This is a genomic window from Streptomyces sp. NPDC020422 (assembly GCF_044386705.1).
GTDB lineage: Bacteria > Actinomycetota > Actinomycetes > Streptomycetales > Streptomycetaceae > Streptomyces.
The window spans coordinates 58951-77343 of sequence record NZ_JBIRVJ010000002.1 but is presented as its reverse complement, the minus strand read 5'-3'; the positions used below and the strand labels follow the sequence as shown (position 1 = coordinate 77343).

At 73.9% G+C, this 18393-nt stretch carries 19 protein-coding genes; 8 read left to right on the top strand and 11 right to left on the bottom strand.

The window, feature by feature from the left end:
• Positions 1-282: 282 nt before the first annotated feature.
• From ACH414_RS04395 to ACH414_RS04365, 7 genes are all read right to left on the bottom strand, one after another.
• A complete protein-coding gene (locus ACH414_RS04395; protein WP_398940774.1) occupies positions 283-1170 on the bottom strand; it encodes an ECF transporter S component in 888 nt (295 codons plus the stop codon).
• Entirely contained in the window at positions 1167-2906 is a 1740-nt protein-coding gene (locus ACH414_RS04390) for an ABC transporter ATP-binding protein (protein WP_386569735.1), read from the bottom strand. The genes ACH414_RS04395 and ACH414_RS04390 overlap by 4 nt, the downstream gene beginning before the upstream one ends.
• Entirely contained in the window at positions 2903-4012 is a 1110-nt protein-coding gene (locus tag ACH414_RS04385) for an energy-coupling factor transporter transmembrane component T (RefSeq protein ID WP_382543209.1), read from the bottom strand. Before ACH414_RS04385 ends, ACH414_RS04390 begins: the two co-directional genes overlap by 4 nt.
• Positions 4009-4653, bottom strand: coding sequence for an SCO2322 family protein (locus ACH414_RS04380; protein ID WP_382543854.1), 645 nt, complete (start codon positions 4651-4653; stop codon positions 4009-4011). Before ACH414_RS04380 ends, ACH414_RS04385 begins: the two co-directional genes overlap by 4 nt.
• Before the next feature lie 41 nt (positions 4654-4694).
• Positions 4695-5942 carry a prenyltransferase/squalene oxidase repeat-containing protein gene (locus tag ACH414_RS04375; RefSeq protein WP_382543206.1) on the bottom strand — a complete coding sequence of 416 codons (1248 nt, stop codon included), beginning with the start codon at positions 5940-5942 and terminating at the stop codon, positions 4695-4697.
• 275 nt (positions 5943-6217) lie between these two features.
• Complete coding sequence (locus tag ACH414_RS04370) at positions 6218-7273, bottom strand: MBL fold metallo-hydrolase (protein WP_398940773.1); 1056 nt, start codon at positions 7271-7273, stop codon at positions 6218-6220.
• Between the two features lie 91 nt (positions 7274-7364).
• Positions 7365-7823 (bottom strand): hypothetical protein, encoded by a 459-nt coding sequence (locus ACH414_RS04365; protein WP_382543199.1) that lies wholly within the window; start codon positions 7821-7823, stop codon positions 7365-7367.
• A gap of 207 nt (positions 7824-8030) precedes the next feature.
• Here ACH414_RS04365 and ACH414_RS04360 point away from each other — a divergent pair, with 207 nt between their 5' ends.
• The 4 genes from ACH414_RS04360 to ACH414_RS04345 all read left to right on the top strand — a co-directional run bounded on the left by ACH414_RS04360 (position 8031) and on the right by ACH414_RS04345 (position 10962).
• On the top strand, positions 8031-9500 hold the full coding sequence (locus ACH414_RS04360) for an aldehyde dehydrogenase (RefSeq protein WP_382543196.1): 1470 nt from the start codon (positions 8031-8033) through the stop codon (positions 9498-9500).
• Positions 9500-9733 (top strand): ferredoxin, encoded by a 234-nt coding sequence (locus ACH414_RS04355; RefSeq protein ID WP_382543851.1) that lies wholly within the window; start codon positions 9500-9502, stop codon positions 9731-9733. Before ACH414_RS04360 ends, ACH414_RS04355 begins: the two co-directional genes overlap by 1 nt.
• A 56-nt stretch (positions 9734-9789) precedes the next feature.
• Complete coding sequence (locus tag ACH414_RS04350; RefSeq protein ID WP_382543194.1) at positions 9790-10350, top strand: hypothetical protein; 561 nt, start codon at positions 9790-9792, stop codon at positions 10348-10350.
• A 78-nt stretch (positions 10351-10428) separates the two neighbouring features.
• The gene (locus ACH414_RS04345; protein ID WP_382543191.1) at positions 10429-10962 is read left to right on the top strand and encodes a hypothetical protein; all 534 of its coding nucleotides are present in this window, start codon (positions 10429-10431) and stop codon (positions 10960-10962) included.
• An 11-nt stretch (positions 10963-10973) separates the two neighbouring features.
• Here ACH414_RS04345 and ACH414_RS04340 read toward each other — a convergent pair whose 3' ends face one another.
• Positions 10974-11600, bottom strand: a complete 627-nt coding sequence (locus tag ACH414_RS04340) for a TetR family transcriptional regulator (RefSeq protein ID WP_382543188.1) — start codon at positions 11598-11600, stop codon at positions 10974-10976.
• A 229-nt stretch (positions 11601-11829) separates the two neighbouring features.
• Between ACH414_RS04340 and ACH414_RS04335 the strand changes: the two genes are divergently transcribed.
• From ACH414_RS04335 to ACH414_RS04320, 4 genes are all read left to right on the top strand, one after another.
• Positions 11830-13149, top strand: coding sequence for a glycosyltransferase family 4 protein (locus ACH414_RS04335; RefSeq protein WP_382543185.1), 1320 nt, complete (start codon positions 11830-11832; stop codon positions 13147-13149).
• A gap of 133 nt (positions 13150-13282) precedes the next feature.
• Positions 13283-14032 (top strand): class I SAM-dependent methyltransferase, encoded by a 750-nt coding sequence (locus tag ACH414_RS04330; RefSeq protein WP_382543182.1) that lies wholly within the window; start codon positions 13283-13285, stop codon positions 14030-14032.
• 14 nt (positions 14033-14046) lie between these two features.
• Positions 14047-15105: a prenyltransferase gene (locus tag ACH414_RS04325; protein ID WP_386569801.1), complete on the top strand. Its 1059-nt coding sequence runs from the start codon at positions 14047-14049 to the stop codon at positions 15103-15105.
• Positions 15106-15203: 98 nt separating this feature from the next.
• Positions 15204-16025, top strand: coding sequence for a DUF2690 domain-containing protein (locus ACH414_RS04320; protein WP_382543179.1), 822 nt, complete (start codon positions 15204-15206; stop codon positions 16023-16025).
• A gap of 8 nt (positions 16026-16033) precedes the next feature.
• On the opposite strand, the gene ACH414_RS04315 is transcribed toward ACH414_RS04320, so the two are convergent.
• The 3 genes from ACH414_RS04315 to ACH414_RS04305 form a co-directional block, all read right to left on the bottom strand.
• Entirely contained in the window at positions 16034-16969 is a 936-nt protein-coding gene (locus tag ACH414_RS04315; protein ID WP_386569726.1) for a hypothetical protein, read from the bottom strand.
• Positions 16970-17076: 107 nt separating this feature from the next.
• Positions 17077-17520, bottom strand: a complete 444-nt coding sequence (locus ACH414_RS04310) for a hypothetical protein (RefSeq protein WP_386569725.1) — start codon at positions 17518-17520, stop codon at positions 17077-17079.
• Positions 17521-17639: 119 nt separating this feature from the next.
• Positions 17640-18335 carry a helix-turn-helix domain-containing protein gene (locus ACH414_RS04305; RefSeq protein ID WP_382543170.1) on the bottom strand — a complete coding sequence of 232 codons (696 nt, stop codon included), beginning with the start codon at positions 18333-18335 and terminating at the stop codon, positions 17640-17642.
• Positions 18336-18393 lie beyond the last annotated feature (58 nt).

Below are 18393 nucleotides of genomic sequence, written 5' to 3'. Positions count from 1 at the left end.
ACCTAACGTCGGGGACATGGGTCGCGCCGGGCGTTTTCGGCATGCCGGAACCAGAGCCCGGGAGACCCGGGAACTGGGGGGAACCGGCCGGCCTGGGTGCCGTGCGAAGAGCACCCGCTGCCTGGCGACGTCCACTACTGAAACAAACCCGGCGGGGGAGGCGCAACGACCCCCAGTACGAGGAAGGTTCGGACCCCGCCCACAGGTCCCGGCGCCGACCCTGCCCCCTTTGCGCAGGTCAAACCGGTCTATGGGGGGATTTGGGCGGTACGTCCTCGCCTACTACCCCTGGTCGTACGTGACGTGGGTCCTATGAGGCGCCTCACCCGCGGGGGCCCTCTCAGGGGCCTCGAATGTGACCTGGGCCTCGAAGTTCGCCCGTCGCGTGGCCCGCCGCAACGCCCTCAGGAGGGCTCCGCCGACGGTCAGGGTGAGCACCACGGTGAGCACGGCGCGGCCGAGGTCCCAGCCGAGCGAGGTGGCGAGCACGTACGCCAGGAAGCGGACCAGGTTCTCCCGCACCGGCGCCCCCGGCTGGAACGAGATCCCCTGCCCCATGCCGCCGACCGTCACCCAGCCGTAGAGATTGGTGACCGTGCCGTACGCGAAGGCCGCCACGAAGCCGTACGCGGCGAGCATCAGCAGCTCGCCCCGGCCCCCGGCCCGGCCCGGCCCACGGCCCGGCCCCGGGAGCAGCCCCGCGCCCATCGCGAACCAGCCCATCGCCAGCATCTGCGTCGGCATCCAGGGCCCCACCCCGCCCGTGAGCAGCGCGGACGCGAACATCGTCACCGAACCCAGCACGAAGCCGAAGCCCGGCCCCAGCACCCGGCCGCTCAGCACCATCAGGAAGAACATCGGCTCCAGACCCGCCGTGCCCGCGCCCAGCGGCCGGAGCGCCGCCCCGACGGCGGCCAGCACCCCCAGCATCGCCACCGCCTTCGCGTCCATCCCGCAGTCGGCGATCGTCGCCACCACGACCGCGATCAGCAGGGGCAGGAGCAGGGCGAAGAACCAGGGGGCGTCGGCGGCGTGGTCGGTCAGCGCCGAGTCCGCGTCGGCGAAGAGCGGCCAGCCGATCGCGATCAGACCGACGACCGAGACCAGGACCAGCGCGGCGACCGAGCGGGGCCCCAGGCGGATCGGGCGGGCGGCGGGCACGTCGCTCACAGGGCCTCCTCCACCTGCTCGACGGTGAGCCACGGCTCCGGCGCGAGGATCTTCGCCACCTGCGGCGAGAAGGCCGGCGAGGACACGACCACCTCGGCCGTCGGCCCGTCCGCCACGACCTCCCCGCCCGCGACGATCACCACCCGGTGCGCCAGCTCCGCCGCGAGCTCCACGTCGTGCGTGGCCAGCACGATCGCGTGCCCCTGCGCCGCGAGTCCGCGCAGCCGCGCGACCAGGCGGGCCTTCGCCGCGTAGTCCAGACCGCGGGTCGGCTCGTCGAGCAGCAGCAGCGGCGGGCGGGCCGTCAGCACCACGGAGAGCGCGAGCGCCAGCCGCTGCCCCTCCGACAGGTCCCGCGGATGCGTCTCGTCCGCGACCCCCGGCAGCAGCTCCGACACCAGCGCCCGACAGCTCCCGGGCGCGGCCCCCGCGTCCGCGTCCGCCGCCGCGCACTCCGCCGCGACGGTGTCGGCGAACAGCAGGTCCCGCGGCTCCTGGGGGACCAGCCCCACCTGCCGGATCAGGGCCCGGGGGTCCGTGGCGTGCGGGGTGAGCCCCGCGACGCGGACGGTGCCGGAAGTGGGGGCGATCATGCCGACGAGCGTCCCGAGCAGGGTCGACTTCCCGGCCCCGTTCCGCCCCATCAGCGCGACCGTCTCGCCCGCGGCGACCTGGAGCGTCACCTGGCGCAGGGCCTCGACGCGGCCGCGGCGGACCGCGAGCCGGTCGAGGTGGACGAGGGGGAGGCCGGGAGCGGCCGGGGCGGTCGTCCGGGCGCGGCGCCGGAAGAGGGGAAAGCCCCCGACGCGCCCCTTGCCCAAACCGGGGGCGCCGCCCCCGGACCCCGGCGTCCCACTCGCCGGCGGGGCCGGATTCCCGGCCGAGAGCGGCGTGCGGGAAGGGGCGGCGGGGCGGGGAAGGCGGCCCGCCGCAGGCGCCAGCCGCTCCCGCAGCGCCCCGGCCGCCCGCCTCGCGTCCCGTACCGACAGCGGCAGCGGGTCCCAGCCCGCCAGCCGCCCCAGCGCCACCACCGGCGGATGCACCGGCGACACCGCCATGACGTCCGCGGGCCGGCCGAGCAGCCCGTCCGGCAGCAGCAGCACCTGGTCCGCGTACTGCACCACCCGCTCCAGCCGGTGCTCCGCCATCAGGACCGTCGTGCCCAGGTCGTGGACCAGGCGCTGGAGCACCGCGAGGACGTCCTCCGCGGCCGAGGGGTCGAGCGCCGAGGTCGGCTCGTCCAGGACGAGGACCTTGGGGTGCGGGGTCAGGACGGAGCCGATCGCGACCCGCTGCTGCTGCCCGCCGGACAGCGTCGCGATGGGCCGGTCGCGGAGTTCGGCGAGGCCCAGCAGGTCCAGGGTCTCCTCGACCCGTCGCCGCATGACGGCCGGGGCGAGCCCCAGGGACTCCATGCCGTACGCCAGCTCGTCCTCGACGGTGTCGGTGACGAAATGGGCCAGGGGGTCCTGGCCCACCGTGCCGACCAGGTCGGCGAGCTCGCGGGGCGGGTGGGTGCGGGTGTCGCGGCCGTCGACGGTGACCCGGCCGCGCAGCGTGCCGCCGGTGAAGTGCGGCACGAGCCCGGAGACCGCGCCGAGCAGCGTCGACTTGCCGACGCCCGAGGGACCGACGAGCAGCACCAGCTCGCCCTCGGGCACGGTCAGGTCGAGACCGCTCAGGGTGGGGGCTGCCCCGTCGTCGTACGTCACCGAGACGTTCTCGAAGCGGATCAACGCGGGGACTCCCTCGGTACGGGGGCGACGAAGGCGGGCAGCAGGCCGAGCAGCACCGAGACCGCCGGCCACAGCGGCAGCTCGGGCGCCCGGAGCGGGACGACGCCGGGGTGCAGCGCCTCCGGGGCGACGGACCCGGCCCAGACCATCGCCGCGGCGACCGCGGCGCCCGAGCCGGCGACCAGCCAGGCCCGCACCCCGAACCGGTCCGGCCGGTACCGGGTCCTGGCGGCCCGCCGGCCGCCGAGCCGCAGCCCCGCGACGGCCGCGAGGAGCCCGCCCGCGAGGAGCGGCAGGCCGTAGCCGGCGCCCTGCGCGGCGAGCAGCCCGTACGAGCCGGCGCACACGCCGAGGAGCCCGCCGAGGGTCAGCACGTTCGTGGTGCGCCGCACGGCGGGCGGCACCTGCGCCGTACGCCCGTAGCCGCGCGCGTCCATGGAGGCGGCGACGGCCACCGAGCGTTCGAGGGCGCCCTCCAGGACCGGCAGGCCGATCCGGAGCAGCGCCCGCACGCCGCCGGCCGGGCGGCCGCGCAGCCGCCGGGCGGTGCGCAGCCGGACCACGTCGGCGACCAGGTTCGGGGCGAAGGTCATCGCGACGACGACGGCGACCCCCGCCTCGTACAGCGCGCCCGGCAGCGACTTCAGCAGCCGCGCGGGGCTGGCGAGCGCGTTCGCCGCGCCCACGCAGATCAGCAGGGCCGCCAGCTTCATCCCGTCGTACACGGCGAACACCAGCTGCTCCGCGGTGACCCGGCCGCCGATCCGCACGCCCTGCGCCCAGTCGGGCAGCGGCACCTCGGGCAGCGTGAACAGCAGGTGCTCGCCGGGGATCGGCGAGCCCAGGAGCAGCGAGAACACCACCCGCAGGGCGACGACGAACAGGCCGAGCTTCACGAAGGCGCCGTACGAGCGGGCCCAGGGCGCGTCGGTGCGGCGGGCCGCGACGACATAGCCCGCGACGCCGACGACGAGCCCGAGGAGCAGCGGGTTGGTGGTGCGGGAGGCGGCCACGGCGAGGCCCAGCGCCCAGAGCCACCAGGCTCCCGGGTGCAGGGCGTTGGAGCGGTTCGCCTCGGGGGCGCGCAGCCGGCCGGTGCGGCTCATCCGCGGCGGCGGCGGGCCTGCCAGACGCCGGCGATGCCGAGGAGCAGCACGGCGGCCCCGCCCGTGACGAGGCCGAAGGACGGGCCGCCGGAGTGCTCGGGGGCGGCCGCACCGGCGGTGGGCTTCGCGGAGGGCTCGGCGGACGGCTCGGCGGACGGTGCCGAGGCGTCAGGCAGCTCCACCTGCTCGCCGCAGCCCTTCGCCGGGTAGCCCGCGATCCCGCACAGCAGCGCGTTGCCGTCGTACCGCAGCGGTTTGGCGACCGCCGCGAGGGCCTCCGCGGCGGTGGCGTCCTCGCGGACCTGCGGGCAGCCGGTCGTGCGGGCCGGTGTCGGCGGGGCCTCGCCGGGCGGGGCGTCCTGGGGGGTGCCGAAGTCGACGACGATCGCGATCCGCTTGGTGCCGTCCTTCTTCGCCACGCCCGCGCAGATGTGCGTGAAGTCGGGGGCGGCGGAGGGCTGGGCGGCGTCGGCGGAGTCCTTGCTGATCGCGAAGCGGAAGCCGAGGACGTCGCCGTCGGCGGGCCGGGCGGTCGCCGGGCCCTGGGTGGCGTACGCCCAGTGGCCGCTCTTGCCCTCGCCCTCCCAGAAGGACCAGTAGCGGTAGCCGGCCGCCTGGGCGGGCGCGGCGGCGAGCAGCATCAGCAGTCCTGCGGCGCCGCCGGCGAGCCCGGTGCGGAGCTTCACTTCTTGCGGCCGCTCAGGAGGAAGCCGATGCCGACGCCGACGACGGTGCCGATGCCGATGATCCACCAGACGTCGAAGCCGGACTCCTCGGTGCCGGTGGACGCCTCGGAGTTGTCGGGCGCCTTGGGGGCGGGACCGGTGGCGCTGAGCTGCTCCAGCAGGTCGGCGCTGCCGAAGCTGCGCGGGTCGGTGTCCATGGCGTGCGCGGCGAAGACCAGCTGGGCGTAGGCGGCGGGGCCGTTCTCCTTGGCCCACGCGGCGGAGTTCTTCTGCAGCCAGGTCAGCGCGCCGTTGGCCTCCTGCTTGGCGCCGGCCGCGGCGAGCGCGACGACGGCGTCGGCGGTGTTGCCGTAGTCGGGCAGTTCGGCGGTCTCGGCGGCGCCGGGCATCGGCGGGGCGGTGAGGTGGCCGGTGTCGGCGAGCAGGCCGGCGAGGTAGGAGGCGCCGTTGAGCGCGGCCCGCTCGGCGGTCGGCTTCGGCTGGTCCTTGCAGACCGGGGGCTGCTCGGGCTCGACGCCGCGGGCGGTGATGCCCTTGCCGAGCCCGGCGAGGGTGGCGGCGGCGGTGGCGTCGGCGTTGGCGAAGAGCTTGCCCGTCTTGTCGGGCTGGTAGGCGAAGGCTCCGGCGGAGCCGTCCTTGGCCGTGCAGGGCAGGGCGAAGGTGAGCAGGGCGTCGTACGGGCTCTTGCCCTCGGCGGACTTCACCTCGCCGGGGCGCCGGCCCGCGGCGACGAAGGCGCTGACGGCGAGGGAGGTGGAGTTGGCGTCGCTGGCGCCGCCGGGCAGGTAGCTCCAGCCGCCGTCCTTGTTCTGCACGCTCTTCAGCCAGGCGGCGCCCGCCTTGGCGGCCTGCTCGGCCTTCGCCGGGTCGGCGGACTGGCGCTGCACCGCGGCGAGCGCCTGTACGGCGACGGCGGTGGCGTTGCTGTCGAGCATCGTCTTGGCGTCGCAGGGCTTCGCCGGGTCGGGGCGGTAGGAGGCGAAGGCGCCGGACGCGCACTGCTGGCCGAGCAGCCAGTCCACGGCCTGGTCGGCGGGCTGGATGCCGGAGGTGCGCTGGGCGAGGAAGGCGACCGACTGGCGCCAGACGCCGTCGTAGGTCGGGTCCTTGGTGCCGTACAGACCGGCCGGGATCTTCGCGGGGGAGGGCGTCGGCGACGGTGCGGCGGCGGCCACTCCGGCGGCGGTGGTGCTGAGCACGGCACCGGCCGCGAGTGCGGCGGCGACGCGGCGAACGCTGATCATGGATCCCTCTCCTGCGGGCGCCGGACGCCGGCGCCCCGGGGGGCCGGCCTCCGGCGCCGTGTTCCTCGACGGTGCCGGCGCTCACGTCCCGTACCGGGCATTCCGACTCCATGCCCGTTCCGGGCATGTCACGGACGGGGGTGTCCCCTGCTCGAGCGAAGTCGAGGGCTCAGGGACGGGCCAGTGCCGGATTCCACCGGCTCCCCCCGGGTACGGGCGTGACGACGACCGCCGAGTCTACCGGCCGCGCCCCTGGTCACCGGGGGCGCGGTACGTCACACCGCCAGGTAGGCGACGGGGTCGGTCCCGGCGACCGGCTCGGCGCGGCCGAGCTTCACCAGGCGGCGCAGATGGGCCTCGGCCTCGCTCACGGCGATGTTGCGGGAGCCGTGCGGGATCAGCTCCCAGGGCCGGTTCCACTCCATCCGTTCGGCGAGCTGCCAGGGGGTGAGCGGGGTGGCGAGCAGGGCGAGCAGCCCGGCGAGCCGTTCCTCGTGGTGGTCGAGGAGCTCACGGACCCGGCGGGCGGCGTCGGGGAAGGCGTACTGGTGGGCGGGGAGCACCTCGGCGACGCCGAGCCGCCCGATGCGTTCGAGGGAGTCGAGGTAGTCGCCGAGGGGGTCGCCGGACGGGCCGGTGGTGTCGTCCGGGTCCTCGTACAGGCCGATGTGCGGGCTGATCTCGGGGAGCAGGTGGTCGCCGGAGAAGAGCCGCCCGTGGCCGGGCAGTCCGGCCGGGTGGGCCTCTTCCAGGTGGAGGCAGACGTGGCCGGGGGTGTGGCCCGGGGTCCAGACCGCGCGCAGCCGGCGCCCCGGCAGGTCGAGGAGCTCGCCGGGGACGATCTCGCGGTCGGGCAGGGCGGAGCGCAGGCCGGGCAGGGTCCGCATGCGTCCGCCGGCGCGGGCGGCGAGCAGCGGGGCGGCGTGCTCCTCGGGGGCGCCGACGGCGGTGAGCTTGCGCGCCAGGTAGTCGAGCCAGCTGCCGGGTTCGGCGCCGCGGGTGCGGCGCACGACGGCGATGTCGGCGGCGTGCATGGCGATCCACGCCCCGGACTCCTCGCGGACCCGGCCGGACAGGCCGTGGTGGTCGGGGTGGTGGTGGGTGACGACGACACCGTGCACGTCCCGGACGTCGATGCCCAGCGCGCCCAGTCCGGTGGTGAGTTCGATCCAGGACCGGGGGTCGTCCCAGCCGGTGTCGACGAGGACGGGGCCGCGGTCGGTGTCGAGGACGTGGACGAGGGTGTGGCCGAGGGGGTTGTCGGGGATGGGCACGCGCAGGGACCAGACGCCTCCGCCGTGCTCGGTCACCTGGTCGGTCGCCTGCGTCATGAGCGCCCTCGTCTCTGCGTACCGGTACGGCCCGTCGCAGCACTATAACGAGAACTGACGCAGCGTCAGAAGGGTGGGGAGCAAGGGGCGGTCAGTCGATCCGCTGGCAGATCGGCACGGGCAGTCGCGGCGACCAGATCCCGGTCGTGCGGTCGTAGGCCCGCGCGTAGCCGTTGTTGCCCGGGGCGCACGGCGAGGCGATGTTGGTCTCGACGTAGATCGCGCCGCCAGGGGTGACCGGGTGCGTCTGGGCGGTGACCGTCTGCCGGAAGGCGACCGTGCCGTTGTTGTACTTGACGTACAGGGTGACCCGGCCGCCGACGGTGAAGTTGCCGCCGCCGATCTTCAGGTGCCCGTTGAAGGTGTACTGGAACAGGAAGGACTCGTGGGCCTTGGCCGGGACGGCGGCGCTCTGCTGCGGGGCGGGTGCGGCCGGCGCGGGGGCCGACGAGGCGGTCGGGGCGGTGAGGGCGAAAGCGGCGGCGGCCGAGAGTGCGACGGCCGCGAGGCGCCGGCCCTGGCGCTGACGTGAGCGCGTGAGGGTACGCATGGCTGCTCCTCAGGGCGGGGGAGGGGCGGTGACGTCGGCGGCCGGGAGCGCGCGCGGGCCGCTGGTTCTTCCGCTCCGTCTCAAAGTCTAGAACAGGGGCGTCCGCCACGCCTGTCGGCCGGTCCCGAGTCTGGTCAAGCATAACTAGAACTGGTATCAGTTCTGAAACACAGTCAGATATCGCGTGGTTCCGGGAGGCAGCCGGTCATGACCGAGCTTGTGGAGCACGGAAAACTGTTCATCGGCGGCGAGTTGACCGACCCGCTCGGCAGCGACGTCATCGAGGTGGTCTCGCCCCACACCGAGGAGGTCATCGGCCGCGTGCCGCACGCGGCCGAGGCCGATGTCGACCGGGCCGTCGCCGCCGCCCGCCGCGCCTTCGACGAGGGACCCTGGCCGCGGATGTCGCTGGAGGAGCGGATCGAGGTCGTCGGGCGGATCAAGGACGCCATCGCGGTGCGGCACGAGGAGATCGCCCGCTCGATCAGCGCGCAGAACGGCTCCCCGTACTCCTGGTCCGTCCTCGCCCAGGCGCTCGGCGCGATGATGGTGTGGGACTCGGCGATCACGGTGGCCCGCGCCTACGCCTACGAGGAGCGGCGCGCGGGCGTCCTCGGCCCGCTCCTGGTGCGCCGCGAGCCCGTCGGGGTGGTCGCGGCGGTCGTCCCCTGGAACGTGCCGCAGTTCACCGCCGCCGCCAAGCTGGGGCCCGCGCTGCTGGCCGGCTGCACCGCGATCCTCAAGCCCTCGCCGGAGTCGCCGCTCGACGCCTACATCCTCGGCGAGATCGCGGCCGAGGCCGGGCTCCCGGAGGGCGTGCTGAGCATCCTGCCCGCCGACCGGGAGGTCAGCGAGTACCTGGTGGCGCACCCCGGGGTCGACAAGGTGTCCTTCACCGGCTCGGTCGGCGCCGGCAAGCGCGTGATGGAGGTCGCCTCGCGCAACCTCACCCGCGTCACCCTCGAACTCGGCGGCAAGTCCGCCGCCGTGATCCTGCCCGACGCCGACCTCGACGCGGCCGTCGCCGGGATCGTCCCGGCCGCCTGGATGAACAACGGACAGGCCTGCGTGGCCCAGACCCGCATCCTCGCCCCGCGCTCCCGCTACGAGGAGATCGCCGAGGCCTTCGCGGCGGCGGCCGGCGCGCTCGTGGTCGGCGACCCGCTCGACCCCGCCACCCAGGTCGGCCCGCTGGTCGCCCGGCGGCAGCAGCAGCGCTCGCTCGACTACATCGGCATCGGCCAGGCCGAGGGCGCCAAGGTCCTCACCGGCGGCGGGCGCCCGGCGGGCCTGGAGCGCGGCTGGTACGTCGAGCCGACGCTCTTCGGCGGCGTCGACAACTCGATGCGGATCGCCCGCGAGGAGATCTTCGGCCCGGTCATCTGCCTCCTGCCGTACGCGGACGAGGCCGAGGCCCTGCGGGTCGCGAACGACTCCGACTACGGCCTGTCCGGCAGCGTGTGGACCGGCGACGTCGAGCACGGCATCGACTTCGCCCGCCGGGTGCGCACCGGCACCTTCAACGTCAACACCTTCAGCCTCGACATGCTCGGCCCCTTCGGCGGCTACAAGAACTCCGGCCTGGGCCGCGAGTTCGGCCCCGAGGGCCTGGGGGAGTACCTGGAGCACAAGATGATCCACCTGCCCGCCGGCTACGAGGGGCCGGGTGGCGCGTGATGGGCGACCGCTGGCACGTCGAGGTCGACCGCAGCGTGTGCATCGGCTCCGGCATGTGCGTCAACCACGCCCCCGACGGCTTCCGCCTCGACTCCGCACGCCAGTCCCACCCGCGCGAGGGCGAGCTGGACGCCAACGAGCGGGTCCTGGCGGCGGCGGAGGGCTGTCCCGTGGAGGCCATCTCGATCACGCTCCTGGACGGCGGCGAGACGGTCTTCCCTCCCGAGGAGTAGAGGGGCGGCCGCCGTGTGGAACACTCCTGCGCACGACCAGGGGTGGGAGAACGCGTATGCGCAAGGCAGTGGGGCTGCGGGCCGCCGGAGTCACGGCGGCCGTGGCCGCCGTCCTCGCGGCGGGGGGCTGTGGGACGAGCGGGGCGGGGGCCGCCGGGGCGGCCGGGGTGTCCTCGCCCTCGCTCTCGCCCTCGCCCTCGGCCACGGCGGACTCCGGGCCGTTCACGAAGGAGCGGGCGCGCGCGGAGCTGGAGGCGGCTGCCGCGGACGCGGGGGCTCCCGCCCCCGACCCGGACTGGGCGTCGATGTCCAAGGAGGCCCCGGCCGGCTCGCTGGGGGCCTGCACGGTGAACTACAAGGGCTTCGGCACGCAGGGCGAGCGGGTCGAGGTCGGCACCTACGAGGCGGTGCTGGCGAAGCTGCGCGAGCGGGGCTGGCAGGAGACCGGGCAGCGCAACGAGCGCAAGGCCCAGGACGGCACGGTCGGCCTGGTCCAGAACGGCCTCAGGAAGCGCGGCTGGAAGCTGGTGGCGGAGTTCCGGGCCTTCCCCGAGGAGGGGAGCGTCAGCCTGGTGGCCTTCGAGGACGCCTGCACCCGGCGGGTCCGGAAGGGCTGAGCAGTCGTTCCCACGTGCAAAACTGTTCCCTTGATCACGGGGGCAACGGGCCCTCGTGGACGGGGAATCGGGAGAGTTGTGCGCAAGGCGATGTGGGCGGCCGCGGCCGCCGGTGTGGTGCTGTTCGTCGCGGGGTGCAGCGGGCAGGGCGGGGACACGGCCAAGGACACCGGCAAGGAGGCCGGCCCGGGGACGGGCGGTGGCTCGGCGGCCGGGGGCGGGCTCTCCGCCGCCGCGGTGAAGAAGGAGATCGAGACCGCCGCCACGGGCGCGGGCTTCACCCAGGACGCCACCGGCGACGACGTGCCGGCCGGCCTGGAGAACTGCATGGTCTCCTGGACGCCCGACACCGAGAAGGCCGTCAACCCCAAGAAGTCCTACACGGACACGCTGGACGCCCTCGGCAAGGGCGGCTGGAAGGAGGGGCAGGGCATCGACCAGGCGGAGTCCAGGATCGTGCCCTTCACCAAGGCCCAGTGGAAGCTGAAGGCCAGCGAGCACACCATGGGCGAGTTCAAGATGGTGATGTTCATCGCCACGGACAACTCCCCTCAGTGCGAGGCGCTGTTCAAGGCCGACCTGGAGAAGAACAAGGGCAAGAAGTCCTCCTGACCCCTCGGGGGTCAGCCGCGCGCGGGGGCTTGCCCGGTCCCCGGCGCGGTCAGGTCGATCAGCCGGCAGACCGTCTCGATGTCGATCTTCACCTGTGCGATCGAGGCCCGTCCCGACAGCCAGGTGATCAGCGCCGAGTGCCAGGTGTGCTCGATCACCCGCACCGCCGAGAGCTGCGGCGGTGTCGGGTGCTCGGTCCCCATCGCGTCCAGGATGATCGCGGTGGTCAGCCGCGAGACGGTGTCCACCTCGGGGCTCACGCTCCGGTCCGCGAAGGTCAGCGCCCGGACCATGGCGTCCGCGAGCTGCGGTTCGCGCTGCAGCGCCCGGAAGGCCCGCATCAGCGTCTCGGCGACCCGTTCGGCCGGGTCCGCGCCCGCGGGCGGACGCTTGCGGAGCGTGGTGTGCATGTGCTGGAGCTGGTCCTGCATGGTGGCGACCAGCAGATGGATCTTGGACGGGAAGTAGCGGTAGAGCGTGCCGAGCGCGACCCCGGCCGCCTCGGCCACCTCGCGCATCTGCACGGCCTCGAACCCGCCCCGCCCGGCGAGCTGCGCGCTCGCGGTGAGGATGCGCCGTCGGCGCGCCTCCTGGCGCTCTGTCAGGGGCGGCGACGCAGGTCTGTCTTCCGCGGTCATGAGGTCCCGTTCCGTGCGGTGGCGGAGCGACAGTATGGCCGGGCTCCCGCCGTGGCGCGAATCACCTGATCCGGCTCTCACGGTGGAGCTACCTGCCGGTAGATTCTGTGCTCCTTGAAGGATCAAGAAGATCAAGCCAGAAGATCATGAACGATCAAGTCTGTAACTTGTTCTAGATTAGCGCGGGCGGATACGCTCCCGCGAAACGCACGCTCGAAGGGGGTCGCACATGACCGCGGAGGCCATAGAGGCAAGCCCCCGGCAGGGCGCCCGTCCGGGCGGTGACGGTCCGTTGCGGATCGCTCTCCTCACGTACAAGGGGAATCCGTTCTGCGGTGGTCAGGGCGTCTATGTCCGCCACCTCTCCCGCGAACTCGCCCGCCTCGGCCACAGCGTCGAGGTCATCGGCTCCCAGCCGTACCCCACCCTGGACGAGGGCGTCCCGCTCACCGAGATCGCCAGCCTCGACCTCTACCGCCAGCCCGACCCGTTCCGCACCCCCGGGCGCGAGGAGTACCGGGACTGGATCGACGGCCTGGAGGTCGCCACCATGTGGACCGGCGGCTTCCCCGAGCCGCTGACCTTCTCGCTGCGCGCCCGCCGCATGCTCGCGGCCCGCCGAGGCGACTTCGACGTCATCCACGACAACCAGACCCTCGGGTACGGACTCCTCGGCGGCCCCCGCGCCCTCGGCGCCCCGCTCGTCACCACGATCCACCACCCGATCACCGTCGACCGGCAGCTGGAGCTCGACGCCGCCGCCGACTGGAAGCGCCGCGCCTCCGTCCGCCGCTGGTACGCCTTCACCCGGATGCAGAAGCGGGTCGCCCGGCGGCTGCCCTCCGTCCTGACCGTCTCCGGCACCTCCCGTCAGGAGATCGTCGAGCACCTCGGCGTCCGCGAGGACCGCATCGGCGTCGTCCACATCGGCGCCGACACCGACCTGTGGTCGCCCGACCCGTCCGTCGCCGAGGTCCCCGGCCGGATCGTCACCACCTCCAGCGCCGACGTGCCGCTCAAGGGCCTCGTGTACCTCGTCGAGGCGCTCGCCAAGCTGCGCACCGAGAACCCCGACGCCCACCTCGTCGTCGTCGGCAAGCGCGCCGAGGACGGGCCGGTCGCCCAGGCGATCGAGCGGTACGGGCTTCAGGGCGCCGTGTCGTTCGTCAAGGGCGTCACGGACGCGGAGCTGGTCGACCTCTACCGGTCCGCGCAGGTGGCCTGCGTGCCCTCGCTCTACGAGGGCTTCTCGCTGCCCGCCGCCGAGGGGATGGCGACCGGCACGCCGCTCGTCGCCACGACCGGCGGGGCGATTCCGGAGGTCGCCGGGCCCGACGGGGAGACGTGTCTGGCGGTGCCCACGGGGGATGCGGGGGCACTTGCGGCGGCGCTGGGGCGGATGCTCGGTGACGCCGAGCTGCGGGCCCGGCTCGGCGCGGCGGGCCGTGAGCGTGTCCTGGCCAACTTCACCTGGGCGCGGGCCGCCCAGGGAACGGCCGAGCTGTACCGCGAGGCCGTCGCCCGGCAGGGTGCCGGGGTCCGCCGGTGACACGCAGCCCTGTCGGCCGGGTGCAGCCCGGTGGGTGGGCCGTGCCCACCCGTTCCACCCCCGGACCTCCTCCGGGGCGGCCCCCGAGCGGAACGACTGCCCACAACCCCCGTACCCCCGAAAGGCAGACCCCGTGCTGACCGTCGACTTCACCCGTTTCCCGCTCGCCCCCGGTGACCGCGTGCTCGATCTGGGCTGCGGTGGGGGTCGGCACGCCTTCGAGTGCTACCGGCGCGGTGCCCAGGTGGTGGCCCTCGACCAGAACGGCGAGGAGATCCGCGAGGTCGCCAAGTGGTTCGCCGCGATGAAGGAGGCCGGCGAGGCCCCGGCCGGCGCCAGCGCCACCGCCATGGAGGGCGACGCGCTCAACCTGCCCTTCCCCGACGAGTCCTTCGACGTCGTCATCATCTCCGAGGTCATGGAGCACATCCCCGACGACAAGGGGGTGCTCGCCGAGATGGTCCGCGTCCTCAAGCCCGGCGGCCGCATCGCCGTCACCGTCCCGCGCTACGGCCCCGAGAAGGTCTGCTGGGCGCTCTCCGACGAGTACCACGAGGTCGAGGGCGGCCACATCCGCATCTACAAGGCCGACGAACTGCTCGCCAAGATGCGCCAGGCCGGCCTCAAGCCGTACGGCACCCACCACGCGCACGCCCTGCACGCCCCGTACTGGTGGCTCAAGTGCGCCTTCGGCGTGGACAACGACAAGGCGCTGCCGGTCCGCGCGTACCACAAGCTCCTGGTCTGGGACATCATGAAGAAGCCCGCCCTGACCCGGGTCGCCGAGCAGCTGCTCAACCCGGTCGTCGGCAAGAGCTTCGTCGCCTACGCGACCAAGCCGCACCTGCCGAAGTCCGACGCCGCCGTGGACGCCGCCAAGTGACCTCTCCCGAGCGGATGGCGCAGCACCTCGTCCTGCAGGGCGTGCTGACCGCCGAACAGGCCGCCGAGACCGTGGCCGGCATCCTCGCCGTCCAGCGCGAGGACGGCGCCATACCCTGGTTCCGCGGCCACCACCTCGACCCCTGGGACCACACCGAGGCCGCCATGGCCCTGGACACCGCCGGCGAGCACGAGGCCGCGGCCCGTGCCTACGCGTGGCTCGCCCGGCACCAGAACGCCGACGGCTCCTGGTACGCGGCCTACCGGGACGGCGACCCCGAGGACGTCACCGACCGCGGCCTGGAGTCCAACTTCGTCGCGTACGTCGCCGTCGGGGTCTGGCACCACTACCTGTCGACCGGCGACGACGCCTTCCTCGACCGCATGTGGCCCGTCGTCTACGCGGCCGTCGAGTTCGTCCTGCGGCTCCAGCAGCCGGGCGGCGAGATCGGCTGGAAGCGCGAGGCCGACGGCACGCCCGTGAACGAGGCGCTGCTCACCGGCAGTTCCTCGATCCACCAGGCGCTCCGCTGCGCCCTGGCGATCGCCGAGGAGCGCGAGGAGCCGCAGCCCGACTGGGAGCTGGCGGCCGGCGCGCTCGGCCATGCCATCCGCAGCCACCCCGAGCGCTTCCTCGACAAGTCCCGCTACTCGATGGACTGGTACTACCCGGTCCTCGGCGGCGCGGTGACGGGTCCCGAGGCCACCGCGCGGATCGACGCCCGCTGGGACGACTTCGTCGTGCCCGGGCTCGGTGTGCGCTGTGTGCTGCCGAACCCCTGGGTCACCGGCGGCGAGAGCTGTGAGCTGGCCCTGACCCTCTGGGCGATGGGGGAGTCGGACCGGGCCCTGGAGATCCTCCAGTCCATCCGGCACCTGCGGGCCGACAACGGCAACTACTGGACCGGTTACGTCTTCGAGGGCAACCGGGCGGTCTGGCCGGAGGAGCAGACCACCTGGACCGCCGGTTCGCTGCTGCTGGCGGTGGCGGCGCTCGGCGGCGACGAGGCCACGGTCGCGGTCTTCGGCGGCGAGCGGCTGCCCCGGGGACTGGAGCCCGACTGCTGTTCCTGATCCGTGCGCGATGCACGTAAAAGCGGTCGTTCGACCGGCTCTAGTATGTCCACGTCCATGGCTGGCATGGACATGCATATCAGGGAGAATCGGTCAAGATGGACCGTGCGGGGTCGGTCAGAGACCTTGCGGGCGAACTGCTCGCGCTGAAGAAGGCGTCGGGAGCGAGCTTCGCCCAGCTCAGCGAGAAGACCCACTACGCCAAGTCGTCGTGGGAGCGGTGGGTCAACGGCAAGCAGTTCCCGCCGCGCGACGCGGTCGAGAGCCTCGCCAGGCTCTGCGGGACCGACCCGGCGCCGCTCCTCTCCCTCTGGGACGAGGAGGAGGCCCGGCGCACCGCTCCCGAGGGGGAGGCGGACGCCGCGGACGAGGAAGCCGGGGGCGCGGCGGCCCCCAGGAACCGCCGCACCCTGTGGCTCTCGCTCGTCCTCGCCGTCCTCCTGGTGGCGGGCGCGGGCACCTGGGCGGTCGTCGCCCTCTCCGGCTCCGACGAGCCCACGGCGCCCAAGCCGAAGCCCGTCGTGAAGGTCGCGGGCCCGGCCACCGGCTGCACCCTCACCGGGTGCGAGGGCAAGGACCCGAAGAAGATGAACTGCGGCGCCGACGCGGTCACCGTCCGCACCGGCTCCATCCCCAAGGACCTCGTCATCGAGCTGCGCTACAGCCGCGCCTGCAAGGCCGCCTGGGGCCGCATCTCCTACGCCGAGGTCGGCGCCACCGTCGTCGTCAACAACTCCGACGGCGCCGCCCAGGCCGATGTCGTCCACTACGACCGCGACGTCTACACGCCGCTGATCGCCGCCCCGGACGACGGCTCGGTCTTCGTCTGCGCCGCCCTGCCCAAGAAGAACGGCAAGGACAGCGTGCCCACCTGCACCGGCCGCTTCATCCCCAGCCAGGAGAAGGCGCAGCAGCCGTAGCCGCAGGGTCAGGCCTTGCCCGCGAGCACCTCGCGGGAGGTCTTGTCCTGCCGGGCGAGCAGCGCCGCCCAGTCCCTGCCGACGGCCGGGTTGGCGTCGAGCCAGCGCTGCTGGACGGCGGCCAGCCGGGTGTACGCGGTGGTGAGATAGCCGGTCTCGCTCTTGCAGCGCAGATCGGCCTTCAGGACGTCCCGCCCGCCGAGCCGCGCCTTCTGGCTCGGCAGCGTCTTCAGGAGCGCCTGCGGGTCGCGCTGCCCGGGGAAGCCGGCCCGCTCCATGCACTGCTCCCAGCGGCCGGTCGCGTTGCGGAACTCCGGGTCCTTCTCGACCTCCGTGCGCGCGTACTCCTGGCCCTCGAAGAGCATGATCCGCACCTGGAGCCAGCGCGCCCGGCCGTCGCCGAGCACCCGGGTCTCGGCCTCGGCCAGACACCCGTCGCCGGGCCGAGTCACGCTCATGCCCTTCGCGCCCCTGACCGTGATGCGCTTCGATTCGTCGCCGAAGAGCGCCTTGGCGTAGGCGGCAGAGGCCTCCGGGCTCCCGGGCTTCGGGGGCGTCTCGCCCGGCTGCTGCGCAGCGGGCGGCGCCGTGGAGGGCGCGGTCTCCAGACCGAAGGGCCGCGGACGCTCGTCCTCGCCGCTGCCCGCCGGGGGAGTGGCCTTGGGCGCGTAGCGGAAGCCGGCGCGGGCCATGCAGTCGATCGCGTAGTCCCGCTGGGCCTCGGCGCTGCGCGCCTGGACCTCGTCCCAGGTGAACACCTGCTCCGTGATGGGCGGGAGGCGGTGCAGCCGCTCCAGGCCCGCCGTCGAGGCGAGGGGCTCGTCGCCGTGCGCGGGAGTCCCGCCGGACGTGGCCAGCAGCGTTCCGCCGACGAGGGCCGCTCCGCCCGCCACGACGGCGGAGAGCGTGAGCTGGACGCGGCGGGGACGGCGGGTCCCTGACATGGTGGCGGTTGCCTTTCGTCGGCGGCGAGTGGCGGACGGGGGCCCGGTGCACCCCTGTAGCACCGGGCCCGCGTCACGCGCGGGGAGCGAGGATCAGACGTGCGGGATCAGAAGCACTTGATCGTCGTGGAGGGGCGCAGCTGCAGGGAGCTGGCCTGGTCGCGCTGCCAGTCGGCGAGGCTGCCCATGAAGACCTGGCTGCCCGGGTTCACGCAGAACAGCAGGCCGCCCTGGTAGTTGATGTCCCGGTAGTAGTGGCTCTCGTAGCCGCCCGTGCTGGAGTTGCTGGCCGACGACACGTTGTCGTTGACGACCGCGCCGGTGCCGGGCGCCGGGCTGTTGTCGTTGAAGTAGTCGTTGGTGAAGTTGGCGTCGCTGTTGTAGAAGTCGTGCGAGCCGCTGTCGCCCAGGTTGCCCCAGTACGCGCAGTGGTAGCCGGCGCCGCACATGTATCCCGCGGACGCCTGGGTCGCCGTGGCGATGCCGCCGCCGACGAGCAGCGCGGTGGTGGCGGCGACGGCCGCGGCCTTCCTGCGGAGCCCCGTGCTCATGCCCATGACTTATCGTTCCCTACTCGTGTCGACGTTGCGTACGCACCCGCACGCGAGCGCCAGACTCACACCCGGCGCGTGGTCCCGTATTGGAAAAAACCGCAGGCCGGAACGGTCCCTCAGCCCGCGATCCACGCGCTCGCCGTCCCCCGGTCGGCCAGGAAGCGACCCGGGGGCAGCCCGGTCATCGCCGTGAAGTCGCGGCTGAGGTGGGCCTGGTCGTAGTAGCCGCACCGGGCCGCCGTCTCCGCCGCCCGGCCGCCGGCCGTGAGCAGTTTGATCGCGTGGTTCAGGCGCAGGATCCGGGCGAGCCGCTTCGGCCCGAGCCCGATCTGCTCGCGGAACCGGTTCTCCAGATGGCGCTGGCTCCAGCCCGTCGCCGCCGCCACCTCGCCGATCCGCAGCGCCCCCGCCGAGCGCTCCAGGAGCCGCCAGGCCTCCAGGACCGCGGGAGCGGGGCCCGCGGCCCCCTCCGCCTCGGCCGACCAGCGCAGCAGCGTCTCGTCGAGCAGCGCGAAGCGCTCGGGCCAGCCCGGGGCCTCCGCCAGGGCCTCGGCCAGACCCCGGGCCCGCGCGCCGATCACGTCCGCCGGATCGGCGAGGGTGTCGGCGAGCTCCGCCAGCGGGGCGCCGAACAGCCGCTGCGCCGCCCACGGGGCCAGGGCCAGCTCCACGCCGTGCACGTCCCCGCCGTGCCCGAGGACCCGCGCACGGGTGTGCAGCCCCGACACCACGGACGTGTGCCCTCCCGCCCCGCGCACCCGCAGCTCGCCGCCGAAGCCGATGAGCAGCGACACCCGCCCGCTCGGCACCACGAGCCGCTCCTGGGGGACCCCCGCCGTCGAACGGAACCCCCGATACGTACCGATCCCC

Excerpts from the sequence above, each read along its gene's own strand:
- ACH414_RS04385 (WP_382543209.1), bottom strand. The coding sequence starts at position 4,012 with ATGAGCCGCACCGGCCGGCTGCGCGCCCCCGAGGCGAACCGCTCCAAC.
- ACH414_RS04380 (WP_382543854.1), bottom strand. The coding sequence starts at position 4,653 with ATGCTGCTCGCCGCCGCGCCCGCCCAGGCGGCCGGCTACCGCTACTGG.
- ACH414_RS04375 (WP_382543206.1), bottom strand. The coding sequence starts at position 5,942 with ATGATCAGCGTTCGCCGCGTCGCCGCCGCACTCGCGGCCGGTGCCGTG.
- ACH414_RS04370 (WP_398940773.1), bottom strand. The coding sequence starts at position 7,273 with ATGACGCAGGCGACCGACCAGGTGACCGAGCACGGCGGAGGCGTCTGG.
- ACH414_RS04365 (WP_382543199.1), bottom strand. The coding sequence starts at position 7,823 with ATGCGTACCCTCACGCGCTCACGTCAGCGCCAGGGCCGGCGCCTCGCG.
- ACH414_RS04360 (WP_382543196.1), top strand. The coding sequence starts at position 8,031 with ATGACCGAGCTTGTGGAGCACGGAAAACTGTTCATCGGCGGCGAGTTG.
- ACH414_RS04355 (WP_382543851.1), top strand. The coding sequence starts at position 9,500 with ATGGGCGACCGCTGGCACGTCGAGGTCGACCGCAGCGTGTGCATCGGC.
- ACH414_RS04350 (WP_382543194.1), top strand. The coding sequence starts at position 9,790 with ATGCGCAAGGCAGTGGGGCTGCGGGCCGCCGGAGTCACGGCGGCCGTG.
- ACH414_RS04340 (WP_382543188.1), bottom strand. The coding sequence starts at position 11,600 with ATGACCGCGGAAGACAGACCTGCGTCGCCGCCCCTGACAGAGCGCCAG.
- ACH414_RS04335 (WP_382543185.1), top strand. The coding sequence starts at position 11,830 with ATGACCGCGGAGGCCATAGAGGCAAGCCCCCGGCAGGGCGCCCGTCCG.
- ACH414_RS04325 (WP_386569801.1), top strand. The coding sequence starts at position 14,047 with ATGGCGCAGCACCTCGTCCTGCAGGGCGTGCTGACCGCCGAACAGGCC.
- ACH414_RS04320 (WP_382543179.1), top strand. The coding sequence starts at position 15,204 with ATGGACCGTGCGGGGTCGGTCAGAGACCTTGCGGGCGAACTGCTCGCG.
- ACH414_RS04315 (WP_386569726.1), bottom strand. The coding sequence starts at position 16,969 with ATGTCAGGGACCCGCCGTCCCCGCCGCGTCCAGCTCACGCTCTCCGCC.
- ACH414_RS04310 (WP_386569725.1), bottom strand. The coding sequence starts at position 17,520 with ATGAGCACGGGGCTCCGCAGGAAGGCCGCGGCCGTCGCCGCCACCACC.